Genomic DNA, 13,522 nt, shown 5'->3' on the forward strand with positions numbered 1-13,522 from the left:
CACCTCTATCTTTTAAGATTTAATTACATTTATATATTTTGAGAGCTCTTCATCTTTTTCAAACATCTTTATATATGTTTCTTTATAATTTTCAAGGAAGTTTTCCATTTCACTTATCTCTTCCTCAAATAAAGAAATCAATTCTATTATTGGAGTTTTTATTCTTCCATCTAAAGGAGAGAAGTCTTCATCAAATGTAACGCTTCTAGCTTCCCTATCTTTCCCAAGCTTCCCCCAGAACCCATATTGATTATTTGTTTCTATTAAAAAAGCTTGTGGAGAGGCACTCTTCGCATCAATTTTTTTTATTATTTCCGACTGTTCTTTAGTGTATAATTCAGTCATTATATTACTCTCATAATTTTTCAAGTTATTTAGAACTTCTTTTTTTTCTGTAAGACCTAACTCGCAGCGATTTAGAAATTGATAGAGTGTTTCAGGTTCAAGCGTAATTTGTTTATTAGAAACTGGGTCGAGCCTAACATATCGTACCCTAGCTTTACTTTTCTCTTTATCATAAGAACTTAAAACGATCTCCAAAGAATGAAGGTCCATTTGCCCCCATGCGTCTTTGATAGAACTAGTTTGCTTCCAAACTCCCGGGCTAAAAATCACATCTCGAAAAGTTCTAAATGGGCTAAAGATTATTTCTTTCCCTGTTTGTGTATTACTTGCTTCCACGAACAATTTAAATGGTGACTGCCCTAACTCTTCTACACCTTTAATGCCACCGTTTCTTTCATCTATTCCTCCAAGATCATTTAGCCAGCGTTCTATTCTCCCGTTATAACTTATTTCATCATATAAAAGGGGAAGGTTCATTACACCAGGTTCATAAGGATAGCTTCCTACGTCTACAAAATCATCTACACCAGAATCTTCTCCAAACGTTACCACTTTACCAAGATACATCTTTCCGGGAAAGGATTGAGCATATAGTGGTTCACCTTTTTGTCGGTAGTTAACTATTTTGTGAACTTCTTCACCATAATAATCGTAGATGTACTTAGACATTAATTCTTGGGGTATCTTTCTTATATTAGGATACCCTTCACCATTTAAATATTGTTCAAATGAACTATCCGCTTCCGCTAAGTGGTAAGCATTAATAGGTGCACCGTTAAACCCTCTCATGTCTTCAAAATCTTTACTTATCAACATTAATCCCGATGCATTATTAACTCCTAATGAGTATGCATCTGCATAATTTTTAGGAATAACTTCCGGGGTTTCAGATTCGATAACTCTATTAACATTCTCTTTAAATTCTATTGAATCTTCAAGTTGTTCTGTATTAGATCCAGCAGCGATTCCTGCTGCGTCTGTCCAAACATCATTAAAATTTGAGGGTTCAGTTCCTCTAAAAAAGTAGTAGACCTCATTAGTATTTTCATTCGTATCTTGAATGTGGACGGCAGAAACATTTAGACCGGATTCGTTTCCTATTTTAAAGTCTTCTTGCGTATATACTTCAATAGTAACTCCGGTATCTAACTCCCCCGTACCCTCTGTGATAATGTCAGTTACTTTTTCATTAGTTAACCCTCCTTTATTCTCAAGTAGCAACAAATTATTCCTAGTATCTTCATCTAGAAATGCTTGATTACTCATAAATTAACTCCTTAAATTGTTTTTAAAATTTTACACTTTTTGCTATCTTTAAAATAAATTCTTTTTCAGATTTTAGACTTACTTTCTGACACGTAGAATTTTTAGGACAAACCGTTGATGAATGAATTTTAATTGTTTTACCTGTATCAGGATCTTTAATTAAGCTAATTACTAAAGTTGGTCCATACTTCGCAGGATCACGCTTAATTAATTTTGCATTCTCGTCAAAATAGTTATTTACATAACCGATATATATTTCATTCCCATTTGAGTCAGTTAAGGTTACCTTTTCAAACTTCCCTTCAAAACTATAACGTTCAAAAAATGCATCAGGGATGCTATCGTTATTGTTGTATAAAATTTTTATTGAGCGTATCAGGGCTTTTTCATCATTTTCTTTAGATAACATTCTCCAAGATTCAAATTCTTTTCTTTCTTGAAACGTTTCCCTATCGATTACATATTTTTCAGGAAAAAACATAGAATACTCATTTTTCTTCGATGTATATCTAAAAAAACCGTCACTCGTTCTAGATTCCTTATCTAAATGACTTGCTGTGAGCGAATCTTTTAAAGCAGCAGGACGTTCAGACATTTTCATAAGCAACCACCCCCCTAACACAATAATAATTAGAACTGTAAAGCCAATAAATAATAGTTTTTTTCTCATATCTCCACTCCTTTTATGTATGCACTCTTTATAAGCATTGTAGCAGGAGCCTCAAGCTAAAAGTTAGAATTCACTAAAAACTAGTACCTTTTTCATTACATACATTCCACAATAATTCCAATTATAAACATTAATGTATATTTTTTATTCACTGACTTAGAGTCGCTCCGAAATTTGCATTACCTTACTTACAATACACATTTCTCCTCAAAAAAAGACCAGCCTAAGCTGATCTCATTTGTCCTTTATCTTTATTCGAATCCACTCCCTTTTTCCCCACTAATAATATGATTCCTAGAAAGAGGAGCCCGACGCCCAACCACGATAGGGCGTCAAGGGATTCACCAATCAGGAAGACCCCGAGCATGGTGGCGGTGAGGGGTTCGGCGAGGGAGAGCGTCACGGCGGTTGAGGCAGGCACCTTCACCAGTCCACGTGCAAAGAGAAGATAGGCAAGTCCTGTTGCCACGACCCCAAGGTGCAGGGCGACCCCGGCTCCCCTTACCTCCATAAGCCACGATAGATCATAGAGGAAGAGGAAGGGCGTGAGGAAGAATGCACCCAGCATGAACACGACAGCGACCACGGGAAGTGTTTCCCTTCTATTGACAAGGGTTCCGCTGATCATGGTGTACCCGGCAAATGAAGCCCCCGCCCCCAGTGCGAGGAGGATACCGCGCGGGTCGGCAACGACCGACCCTCTATTCGTGAACAGAAGGATGCAGCCTGCGATGGCCATGGCGGTGGAGACCCACCAGGATGCTTGGGGGACCTTCCTTTTTATCCCCCATTCAAGGAGTCCTGCTATGACCGGGGCGCTTCCGATGGCAATGACGGTCCCGATTGCAATCCCTGTTATACTGACTGCCGAGAAAAAGAAAGGCTGGTAAAGTGCCATGCAAAGAGCGGCCGCCACGGTTCCTTTCAAAGGCCACCCTTTCCAATGTATTTTTCCCAAGGATAATAGAAGGAGAAATAAGCCTCCTATGGCCAGACGCACCGCTCCGATGGCAATCGGATGGACGCCTTCCGGTGCCAGTGCCTGTATCGTCCCCGTTGTTCCCCACAGCATGGCGGCCATGAGGATAAAGAGAGCATACTGTATCCGCAATCCAACCCCCTCCTAATCGATTACTGGCTGAATGGGAACCTCATTCCCACACCCGATCGGCAATGGCGAGCACGTGTTGCAGTTTCTTCCATTGTTCTGCTTCCGTCAACAGATTTCCTTCTTCTGTTGAGGCGAATCCACATTGGGGACTGAGACAGAGCTGGTTGATGTCCACATAGCGCGCAGCTTCCTGTATCCGTGCCTCGACGTCTTCCGTCGCCTCGAGCTCTCCATGTTTCGACGTCACAAGACCGAGGACGATCTGGAGATTCGGATTCTTCACATAGCGCAGCGGTTCGAAGCCTCCGGAACGATCATCATCGAACTCCAGGAATAGCCCGTCGAGGTCGAGCCCGCCGAAGATGGTTTCGGCAGCCGCTTCATATCCGCCTTCCGCCACCCATGTCGATTTGAAATTCCCTCTACAAATATGCATGGTCACGACAAGGTCCTCTGGACGATCCTTCACAGCCTCATTGATGGTGCGGGCGAAGGATTCCCTGAGTTCGTCGGGTTCGCGGCCAAATGCCTTGATCTGCTCATGTCCCTGTTCGGAGAAGAATACCGACCATGCCGTATCGTCGAGCTGCAGATAGCGGCAGCCTGCATCGTAGAAAGCACGGATTGCCTTTTTGTAGGCTTCGGCTACATCGTGGTGGAAAGCATCCAGATGATCACCGTATACGTCTGTTTCAATCTTGCCTCTGAAGAAAAGCATATTCGGACTCGGAATCGTCATCTTGGCTGTGTGATCGCCTGCAATTCCATGAAGGAATTCGTAGTCTTTCAGCATCGGATGATCCGTGAAGTCCACTTTCCCCGTCACTTTGATGCCACGTGCCTTGGTCGTCGTGTTATGGAACTTGATGCCCTGGTCCGATTCATATCCTTCGACGCCATCCAGACCTTCAAGGAAGTCGAAGTGCCACCACGCCCTCCTGAATTCACCATCGGTCACGACTTGGAGGCCGATTTCCTTTTGCTTGTCGACGATGCGGATGATTTCTTCATCCTCGATTCGTCGGAGTTCAGCTGCGGATAGCTCTCCATTCCCTCTCCGTTCGCGTGCTTCCTTGATCCTTTCCGACCTCAGCAGGCTCCCCACTTGATCTGCCCGGAACGGGGCCTTTATTGCTTTCTTTCCTTTTGTTTGTACGTGTGTCATCTGAATCCTCTCCCTTTCTTCATATAAAAAGGCCCTTCCCGGTAAAAGGAAGAGCCTTATGATTCTCGTCTCTTCCTCATCTCCGAACGAATCTCGTTCAAGGATTTAGCACCATTCTGTTCAAGTTTGAACAGCGGTTGCCGGGTTTCACAGGGCCAGTCCCTCCACCACTCTTAATAAGGAATATCGCTATTTAATTTTCTCAATATAATAATTATTCAGGATTCAACTCCTGTTGTCAATGGGATGAGGGAAATTAACCGCTCAACTTTTGACGGTTTCGTTCTCCAATGCCGCTCCATTCGTCTCAATCACCTGTTTGTACCAGTCGAAGCTGGCCTTCTTGGATCGGTTGAGGGTGCCATTGCCTTCGTTGTCTTTTTCTACATGGATATAGCCATATCGCTTTTTCATTTCGCCGCTTGACGCGCTGACGATATCAATCGGTCCCCAGCATGTGTAGCCCAGCAGTTGGACTCCGTCCTTGATCGCCTCATTCAGTTCGCGGAGATGTGCTGAGAGATAATCGATTCGATAGGCATCGTTGATTTCCCCATCTGCGCCGGGCTCGTCGATGGCCCCGAGGCCGTTTTCCACGACGAATAATGGTTTTTGATAGCGATCATACAATTGATTGGCCGTAATTCGGATCCCTTTTGGATCGATGGTCCATCCCCATTCCGATGTTTTCAAATGAGGATTTTTGACCGAAGGGAACACATTTCCTGCCGTCATCTTCCCGAGGATTTCGGGATCACGGCTGATCGTGCGGCTGGAGTAATAGCTGAATCCGATGTAATCCACCGTATAAGCCTTAAGAATGTCTTCATCGCCTTCTTCCATCTGGAGATCCCACTCCTGCTCCCGGAAGAAGCGCTTCGCATAGCCCGGATACGCTCCACGGGACTGAACGTCGATGAAGAAGTAGGATTCGCGGTCCCGTTCGATTCCCGCCCAGATATCTTCCGGATTACAGGAGTACGGATACGTGACACCTGCGGCCAGCATGCACCCGATCTGTGCCTCCGGATCGATCTCATGAAGTGCCTTCACGGCAAGGGCACTGGCGACAAGCTGATGATGAGCAGCCTGATAGAGGACCTGATCCCGATTTTCACCTTCTTTGAACACAATTCCTGCCCCAAGGAAAGGCAGATGGAAAAGCATATTGATTTCATTGAACGTCATCCAATATTTCACGGTCCCTTTAAAACGATTGAAAAGAGTACGGGCATACGTTTCGTAGAATCCGACGAGCTCACGGCCTTTCCAGCTTCCGAACGTTTCAATCAGATGGACGGGCACATCGAAATGGGCGATGGTTACAACGGGTTCGATTCCGTTCGATTTGAGCTCTGCGAAGAGGTTTTCATAGAACGTCAATCCTTCTTCATTCGGCTCAGCGTCGTTCCCGTTCGGGAAGATCCTTGCCCATGATACAGACACCCGAAGGCATTTAAAGCCCATCTCGGCAAACAGCTTGATATCTTCTTTGTAGTGATGATAAAAATCGATGGCCTCATGTGACGGGTAGTAAAGATCATCTTGAAGTTCCAGGTGTGGTATATTCCCTTTCATATAGGAGAATCTCTCTTCACCGCGTGGAAGGAGGTCGACGTTGGTCAACCCCTTCCCGCCTTCGCGGTATCCTCCTTCTGCCTGGTTTGCTGCAATGGCCCCTCCCCAAAGGAAGGATGCCGGAAATGTAGTCGTAGTCATGATACTCGCTCCTTTTCTTTCATATAAGATAGCAGGCGTGATCCTGCTTTGATGTCCCCCGGTTCTTCTGAAAGGACGTCCATGAAGTCATTCGTATTGGTCACGACGATCGGCGTGGACAGGTCATACCCGGCTTCCTGGATCGCCTTCACATCGAATTCCACAAGGAGCTGCCCCGCTTCGACGCGGTCCCCCTGGGCGATATGCGCGGTGAAATGTTCACCATTCAGCTGGACGGTGTTGAGACCGACATGGACGAGGATCTCTGCTCCATCGTCTCCTACAATCCCGACAGCGTGCTTCGATGGGAACAAGGTGCCAATCACACCCGTGATCGGAGAGTACAACTTGCCTTCTGTCGGAAGGATGGCGACTCCTTTTCCAAGGGCTTCTGTAGAGAAGGCGGCATCTTTGACGTCAGACAGAGGCATCACGATGCCTGTCAGCGGGCTGACAGCGCCGATAGTGGAAGATGGCGTGACGTGTTGATCAGCAGAAACTTCCTGGTCCGTCCCTTCTTCCACGGGATCTTTAAAGCCGACAATATACGTAAGGGCAATGGACAAGATAAAGGATACAGAGATCCCGATGATCAAGCCGATGAAGCCTTCGCCATAGAAGATCGGGAGGGTCAATAATCCCGGAGGGCCCGTAGCGATGGCGGCGCTTTGGGAATAGCCGACGATGGCTCCCCCGACACCTGCACTGATCGTAGCCATGATGAATGGCTTTTTCAGCGGCAGGGTGACACCGTATACGATTGGTTCCGTGATCCCGAATAGACCGGTGATCGCAGTCGAACCAGAGAGGGCCTTCAGTTTTTTGTTCTTCGTCTTCAGCATGACACCAAGGGCTGCCCCTGCTTGTGCAAAGATAGCCGGAGCGGTGACTGGCTTGACGTTATCATAGCCTTGGACAGTGATATTGTTGATGAAGATCGGAATGATCCCCCAGTGAACACCGAAGATGACAAGCACCTGCCAAGACATGGCGACAATGGCACCGGCAATGATCGGGCTCAGTGAGAATACATAGAGGATGCCTGCTGCAATCCCATTCCCCACATACACACCGAACGGTCCAAAGGCGAGAAGCGTCAACGGCAGGATCGTAACCAACAAGACAAATGGCGTAATGAATGTACGCACGGACTGATGGATCCTGCGGTTAAGGAATCTCTCGAAATACCCCATGACGAGGACCGCCAGGATGATCGGGATGACAGTTGATGAGTATTTCATCATCACGACAGGGATGCCGAAGAACGTGGTTTCAACGTTCCCGTTGGCCAGTTCAATGATGGACGGATAGATCAACGCCCCGGCAATCGTAGCGGCAATGAATGGGTTCGCATCAAATTTCCTCGCAGCTGTAAACGCTAACAACACAGGCAAGAAGTAAAATAGGCTGTCCGCTGCAGCATATAGAATGATATACGTCGTATTATCCGGCGTCATCACCCCGGTGCTCGTCAAAATCTGAAGGACCCCCTTCAGAACACCTGCGCCGGCCATGATGCCAAGAAGCGGTGTGAAGATCCCGGCAATGATATCGATGACCCTGCCGACTACGGATCCTTTATCCCCTTCTCCGTCCGTCTGTTTTGAAGACGTATCGGATAGGAGGGAGGTTTGTTTTCCGATCTCACGGTAGACGTGGGAAACACCATTTCCGATGACTACCTGGAATTGCCCGCCGCTTTCCATGACGGTAACTACACCATCAAGCGCCATGATGGCCTTTTTGTCTGCTTTGTCCCGCTGGTTCAATTTAAACCTGAGCCGTGTGGCACAGTGCACGAGAGAGGCGACATTTTGTTCCCCGCCAATATGGCGGATGATCAATTCTGCTGTTTTTGCGAAATCCATTGCGAAAACCTCCTTTATTTGAAAGCATTGATTTTTTTCAAAAGAAAAACCTAGACAACGGCAAAGGAAAAATACGATTTTTTCCCTTGCTGTCACCTAGGTTTAGCCTGCTTGACCAGTAACTATCCTCTTGGACTATGCTGCATCGCATGACGGGATGTCACGCGATGAATATGAAGTGTGAGGTATATGCGTTCGTCTTTTGATAATGTCCAGTTGAGCTCCTTCTGAATGTAGATGGCAATCTTCCCTGAGCACTCGAATGCTTGTGGATACTGACGCTCGACCTGCTGATAAAAAAAGTCGTCATTCTGCTCTTCAACAATCTGCTCCTTTTTCATGAGCCTCCATGCAAAGAAGCGGAGATGGGTAAGAAAGCGCTCGTAATTCATGGATTCCTCATCGAGTGTCACATTGAAGTGATACTTGACGATGGTCAGGATATCGTTGACCGTCGTCACGACTTTGGAGATGGATTCAAGTCCTTCACCAGACACTTGACTGTTCACCAGGTGCATAGCAATGGACGCAGCCTCATTCTCATCCATCCTGATCCCTGTCTCTTCCTCGATGATCGTCAGGGCCTCAAGCGCAGTCTGGTATTCTTTCCGGTAGTACTTCTTGATCTCCCATGCAAGAGCATTCTGAAGCTTGATTCCTTGCTTGTAACGGGTGATGGCAAAGCTCAAATGGTCGGTCAAGGCGACATACAGATAGTCATCCAGCTTGACCTCGAGCTTCATGGCTGCCATCGTCATAATTTTCTCAGAGAGTACGAGATACTTCTCCGACACATCGGCCAGAAGCTCTGCAAGTTTGGCTGATACGCCTTCTCCCTCAAGGACGAAGGTCTTTTCCACCAGTCCGGTATCCACCTGATCGCCCGGCCGCTTCTTGAAGGCCAGTCCCCTTCCCATGACCACCAGTTCCTTCCCTGTATCGTCGTGGGTCAGGACCACATTATTATTGATGACTTTACTAATCTCCATATCTCTTCGCCCCGTCCATCCATATTCCCTGAAACAAAAATAACCCAAATCTGCCCACACGTCACCTCAAAAGGTAACCAGCAAATTTAGGTTTTGCCTGCCCGAAGCAGTAACAATCCTGTTTTTATATCGTTCGTTGTAAACGGTTACTTTATTTTGCCACAGGTCCTTAAGGATGTCAATCCTTTTTACTAGTTTTATATATCCCACCTTTTCCGCAGAGCGTTTTCTTTTTTGGAATCTGGGTATAAAAGGAAGGATGTTGATCGTTTTACACTATATTCCATATCAAAAGGGGTCCTTGAGGATCGAGAAAACAGGAGGGAATTAGATGGTGAAGAAATGGATCGTGATCCTCACGGCATGCGGGTTGCTGACCGCTTGCGGATTGGGTGAAAAGAAAGAAACGGCTTCAAAAACAGAAGCTACGGCAGATGAAAAAAAGGCAAAGGCATCAGAAGATGAGAAGGCTACAAATGAAAAAGAAGCAAGTGCTTCAAAAGCTGAGACGGATAAGCAAGGTCAGCCGATGAAGACCTTCGACGAGCTGACCCCGGAAGAGTTGAAAATCCCGACAGTCCCTATGGAATCCCCTTATGGTGAAGATGGCAATTTTAAATATGTGCACACCGATAAGGAACTTGCCCGGGACTTCACAGATGAGAACAATATGATCCGATTCGACCTGGATGAGGATCCCATACGCATCATGCGCACGGGTAAAGTGGATAATGTGATGAACTACAGCGATACCTTCATTGATCTTTCCCAAAATCTGTCTTATAAAATTCAGGATCCCAAAGAGATTGAAATCGCCTATCAGCTTTTCATCGATCATCCTCCCGTTCAGCTTCAAGGAAAGGAAGGAATTGAATACAGATCATGGGAGGAAGCAACCAATATGGAACGGGGAATCATTCAGATGACCATCCTGCTGTCGGTTCCCATGAACTATCTCCAGTATGCCATCGAACAGGATGAGTACGACACGGAACAATTCAAGACGGCTCAAGCAGAGTTCAAGCGAATCGGTGATCCGATGGTGCTTTTCCCGTCTCCCCAGACGCCACTGGATTATGAGTTGTACGAAAGTATACGCACGGTCCATGCCCTATGGGGAAAACTAGGACTCTATCAAAATCCCGAGCAGGATAAAGAAGAATTCAAGCTCCTCTACGATCAAACGAGGCAGGAAGTGAATAACCTGTTCGCACGGGTGAACTATACATTATCCGAAGACTAAGCAAATACAGAAAAGAGCCCCATCAAGAAAGGGCTCTTTTTCGTTACATATTCACTGTCGTATCTTCCTTTTGCCGCCTCACTCGCTGACGCCAAGCCGGAACGATTAGGGCCAGGATGGCAATGACAAAGAGGGAAACAGCCAGCGGACTTGTATAGAAGATGCTCCAGTTCCCGCCGGATATGGTCAAGGATTGCCTCAGTGCCTGTTCCATCATGCCTCCGAGGATGAATGCCAGGATGAAGGGGGCAGCAGGGAAGGCAAAGATCCGCATCAGATATCCGATGATCCCGAAGATCACCAATAGATAGAGATCAAATGTGCTGAAGCTGACGGCATATACCCCGACCAAGCTGGAAATGATTACGAGGGCAATCAGCAACGGACGCGGTACAGAAAGGATCTTCACAAAGTATGGGATGAGCGGGAGGTTCAGAATCAACAGGAAGACATTCCCTACATACATACTCGCAATGACTCCCCAGAAGATTGTCGGATTTTCCGTCATGAGAAGCGGACCTGGCTGGACGCCGAGGACAAGGAACGCTCCGAGCATGACGGCGGTCGTCCCTGAACCCGGGATCCCGAGGCTGAGCAACGGTACGAACGCGCCGCTCGTTGCAGCGTTATTCGCCGTCTCAGGTGCTGCAAGACCCTTGATGGAGCCTTTCCCGAACTCTTCCGGCTTCTTCGCAAGCTTCTTCTCGGAAATATAGGCAACAAAGGAAGAGATGGTGGCTCCTGCTCCAGGCAGTACCCCCAAGAGGAATCCGATGAAGGATTGTCTCGTCATCGGGCCTTTCATCTCTTTGAAATCCTCTTTTGACAGCTTCAAGCTGCCGATATTCTTGAAGTCGCTCATCTTCGCTTTCCGGCTCAAGATGAGGAAGCAGACTTCAGCCAGGGCAAAGACTCCGAGTGCTATGACAAGGAAGTCAATTCCGTCAAGAAGATTCACATTTCCCATCGTAAAACGGCTCGTGCCCGTTTGGGAATCGATCCCGATGGTCACGACCATGAAGCCGAGGACCGCAGACGTAAGCGCCTTGAGGGTGGAGCCGTCCGAAAGACTGGATATGGCCGTCAAACCAAGCAGCATGAGGGCAAAGTATTCAGGCGGACCGAAAATGATGGCCACGCTTGCCAATACGGGGGCAAACAGCATTAAAAGAACAACGCTGACCGTCCCTCCCACAAAGGATGCGATGGCGGAAATGGCAAGGGCTTTCCCCGCCTTACCCTGCTGTGCCATAGGGTAACCGTCAAAAGCCGTTGCCACCGTACCGGCAACACCCGGTGCATTCAGAAGGATTGAAGACGTAGACCCTCCGTACATGGAACCGTAATATACACCAGCCATCATGACGAGGGCAATGGTGGGGTCCATCCCGTAGGTAACGGGGATCATGATTGCGATGGCACTGATTGGACCGAGACCAGGGATCATTCCAATAATCGTCCCGATTAAGACACCAATAAATACGAACATAATTCCTTGTAAACTGAAGGCTATCTGAAAGCCTTGCAGCAATCCATCAAACGAACCCATACGTTCACTCCTTTCTATCCTTGGTTAAAATGGCAAGATCCCTGCGGGCAGACGGATCGATAAAGCATAATTAAAAAGACTATAGGCACTGCCGGAGAAGACGATGGCCGTCAAGATATTCGGTACCCACTTCTTATATCCCAGCAATCTGGAACAGGCGATGATGAAGGCCGTCGTCATAAGGACAAAACCTGCTACCTCAAGGAACGTGATATAGATCAGAACCAGGCCCATGACGGCCAGAAGCATCAGGACTTCCTTCCTCGGGATCACCCGTTTGGCCTTTTGGTCTTCCGTGTCTATATCCTTACTGAAGAAAAAGCAGACGGATAAGATCAGAAGACAAAAGCCCAGGATCTTGGGAATCAGATCGGCATCAACCGGAACAAAGGGGTATTCAGGAAGAAGGAACGCCATGATCAAATACGTAACCGATACAAGCATCAATACAATGGAAATACCTTTATTCACTGTTACTTTCATTTCTCCTTCTCCTCCTAATCTCTCTTGAATCCAAGTTCATCCAGAACCTTGGTCAGATCTTCCGCTTGTTCATCTAGGAAGGACTTGAATTCTTCACTTCCCATATACTGCTCATCCCAGCCGTATGCCTTCCTGACCTTATCAAAGGATTCTGATTCGGATACACCTTTTGCAATGTCCTCATAATAGGCAATCTGTTCTTCGGTCATATCGGGCGGTCCGAATAAGCCTCGCCATACGATGAATTCTGCATCGATCCCCTGTTCCTTCGCAGTCGGAAGGGTTTCGAGGAATTCGTCACCTGATAGTCGTTCAGGAGAGGTGACCGCGAGGATCTTTAATTTCTCGGCTCTTGCCTGATCCATGGCATCGGATACCCCTGTCGAGACGACATCGACACTACCATTAAGAACGGCTGTCATGGAGCCTCCATCCTGATCTGATACATATCGGATCTTACTTATGTCCACACCTGCCGCTTGGGCGAACATGATGAATTGAATATGGTCCATACTTCCGGGAGATGAGATTCCGACGACTGTCACGCTCTCCGGATCCTTCCTCATATCGTCAAACAGCTCATCGAGTGTATCCCATTTGGCATCGGCTCTTACAGCAAATGCTCCGTAATCTGCAATCAGATTGGCAATGGGAGTGAAATCTTCGTAGCCGTAAGGGGATTGCCCGTTCAGTGCTACAAAGTGTAACGGAGGTGAGCTGATGAAGATATTATGGGGATCATTCCGCTTGTGGATATACGACCAGGCTACCGCTCCCCCACCGCCCGGCTTATTGACAACACCGAAGCTACGATCTGATAGATTTTCATCTTCAATGCTTTTCGCAATCATCCTGGCGGTCGTGTCCCATCCGCCTCCTGCTCCTGCCGGGGCGATCACTTCAATGGAGCGGTCCGGTTCCCATTCTCCATCTGCATTGACCGACCCTTTTTGGACGGGAAGGGAACAGCCTGTCATCAGAATGAGGCCAAATATGATAAGTACAATCAATCGTTTTCGCAACACTAGCGCCTCCTTGCCATTTTTCAACCATTTTACGGGGTGTTCACAATTTTGTAACCGTTTCCAATTTAAAGTTCTTAGAGTCCTTTTTG

The 13,522-nt window shown here is 47.0% G+C and carries 11 protein-coding genes and 1 riboswitch; of the genes, 1 reads left to right on the forward strand and 10 read right to left on the reverse strand.

Annotation, left to right across the window (positions count from 1 at the left end):
- Positions 1-12 precede the first annotated feature (12 nt).
- The 7 genes from K6T23_RS21280 to licT form a co-directional block, all read right to left on the reverse strand.
- Complete coding sequence (locus K6T23_RS21280) at positions 13-1,611, reverse strand: DUF6792 domain-containing protein (protein ID WP_238283261.1); 1,599 nt, start codon at positions 1,609-1,611, stop codon at positions 13-15.
- Between the two features lie 22 nt (positions 1,612-1,633).
- Positions 1,634-2,281: a hypothetical protein gene (locus K6T23_RS21285; RefSeq protein ID WP_238283262.1), complete on the reverse strand. Its 648-nt coding sequence runs from the start codon at positions 2,279-2,281 to the stop codon at positions 1,634-1,636.
- Between the two features lie 223 nt (positions 2,282-2,504).
- Positions 2,505-3,392, reverse strand: coding sequence for an EamA family transporter (locus K6T23_RS21290; RefSeq protein ID WP_238283263.1), 888 nt, complete (start codon positions 3,390-3,392; stop codon positions 2,505-2,507).
- 40 nt (positions 3,393-3,432) lie between these two features.
- Positions 3,433-4,557 (reverse strand): 5-methyltetrahydropteroyltriglutamate--homocysteine S-methyltransferase, encoded by a 1,125-nt coding sequence (locus tag K6T23_RS21295; protein ID WP_238283264.1) that lies wholly within the window; start codon positions 4,555-4,557, stop codon positions 3,433-3,435.
- 73 nt (positions 4,558-4,630) lie between these two features.
- A riboswitch (SAM riboswitch) is annotated at positions 4,631-4,740 on the reverse strand.
- An 81-nt stretch (positions 4,741-4,821) separates the two neighbouring features.
- The gene (locus K6T23_RS21300) at positions 4,822-6,276 is read right to left on the reverse strand and encodes a 6-phospho-beta-glucosidase (RefSeq protein ID WP_238283265.1); all 1,455 of its coding nucleotides are present in this window, start codon (positions 6,274-6,276) and stop codon (positions 4,822-4,824) included.
- Positions 6,273-8,144: a beta-glucoside-specific PTS transporter subunit IIABC gene (locus K6T23_RS21305; RefSeq protein WP_238283266.1), complete on the reverse strand. Its 1,872-nt coding sequence runs from the start codon at positions 8,142-8,144 to the stop codon at positions 6,273-6,275. Before K6T23_RS21305 ends, K6T23_RS21300 begins: the two co-directional genes overlap by 4 nt.
- A 122-nt stretch (positions 8,145-8,266) precedes the next feature.
- On the reverse strand, positions 8,267-9,133 hold the full coding sequence (licT, locus tag K6T23_RS21310) for a BglG family transcription antiterminator LicT (RefSeq protein ID WP_238283267.1): 867 nt from the start codon (positions 9,131-9,133) through the stop codon (positions 8,267-8,269).
- 331 nt (positions 9,134-9,464) lie between these two features.
- On the opposite strand from licT, the gene K6T23_RS21315 reads away from it, so the two are divergent.
- A complete protein-coding gene (locus tag K6T23_RS21315; RefSeq protein ID WP_238283268.1) occupies positions 9,465-10,376 on the forward strand; it encodes a hypothetical protein in 912 nt (303 codons plus the stop codon).
- Positions 10,377-10,419: 43 nt separating this feature from the next.
- On the opposite strand, the gene K6T23_RS21320 is transcribed toward K6T23_RS21315, so the two are convergent.
- Genes K6T23_RS21320 through K6T23_RS21330 form a run of 3 tightly spaced genes read right to left on the reverse strand, consistent with a single transcriptional unit; the run spans position 10,420 to position 13,430 of the window.
- Positions 10,420-11,925, reverse strand: coding sequence for a tripartite tricarboxylate transporter permease (locus tag K6T23_RS21320; RefSeq protein ID WP_048015664.1), 1,506 nt, complete (start codon positions 11,923-11,925; stop codon positions 10,420-10,422).
- A gap of 24 nt (positions 11,926-11,949) precedes the next feature.
- Positions 11,950-12,408 (reverse strand): tripartite tricarboxylate transporter TctB family protein, encoded by a 459-nt coding sequence (locus K6T23_RS21325; protein ID WP_048015663.1) that lies wholly within the window; start codon positions 12,406-12,408, stop codon positions 11,950-11,952.
- Between the two features lie 14 nt (positions 12,409-12,422).
- Entirely contained in the window at positions 12,423-13,430 is a 1,008-nt protein-coding gene (locus tag K6T23_RS21330; protein WP_056539493.1) for a tripartite tricarboxylate transporter substrate binding protein, read from the reverse strand.
- Between the last annotated feature and the right edge of the window lie 92 nt (positions 13,431-13,522).

This window comes from Rossellomorea marisflavi, assembly GCF_022170785.1.
GTDB classification, from domain to species: Bacteria; Bacillota; Bacilli; order Bacillales; family Bacillaceae_B; genus Rossellomorea; species Rossellomorea marisflavi_B.

What these genes read in the sequence shown, in the direction of transcription:
- K6T23_RS21280 (WP_238283261.1), bottom strand. Translation starts at nt 1,611, where the DNA reads ATGAGTAATCAAGCATTTCTAGATGAAGATACTAGGAATAATTTGTTG.
- K6T23_RS21285 (WP_238283262.1), bottom strand. Translation starts at nt 2,281, where the DNA reads ATGAGAAAAAAACTATTATTTATTGGCTTTACAGTTCTAATTATTATT.
- K6T23_RS21325 (WP_048015663.1), bottom strand. Translation starts at nt 12,408, where the DNA reads ATGAAAGTAACAGTGAATAAAGGTATTTCCATTGTATTGATGCTTGTA.
- K6T23_RS21300 (WP_238283265.1), bottom strand. Translation starts at nt 6,276, where the DNA reads ATGACTACGACTACATTTCCGGCATCCTTCCTTTGGGGAGGGGCCATT.
- K6T23_RS21320 (WP_048015664.1), bottom strand. Translation starts at nt 11,925, where the DNA reads ATGGGTTCGTTTGATGGATTGCTGCAAGGCTTTCAGATAGCCTTCAGT.
- K6T23_RS21305 (WP_238283266.1), bottom strand. Translation starts at nt 8,144, where the DNA reads ATGGATTTCGCAAAAACAGCAGAATTGATCATCCGCCATATTGGCGGG.
- K6T23_RS21295 (WP_238283264.1), bottom strand. Translation starts at nt 4,557, where the DNA reads ATGACACACGTACAAACAAAAGGAAAGAAAGCAATAAAGGCCCCGTTC.
- licT (WP_238283267.1), bottom strand. Translation starts at nt 9,133, where the DNA reads ATGGAGATTAGTAAAGTCATCAATAATAATGTGGTCCTGACCCACGAC.
- K6T23_RS21315 (WP_238283268.1), top strand. Translation starts at nt 9,465, where the DNA reads ATGGTGAAGAAATGGATCGTGATCCTCACGGCATGCGGGTTGCTGACC.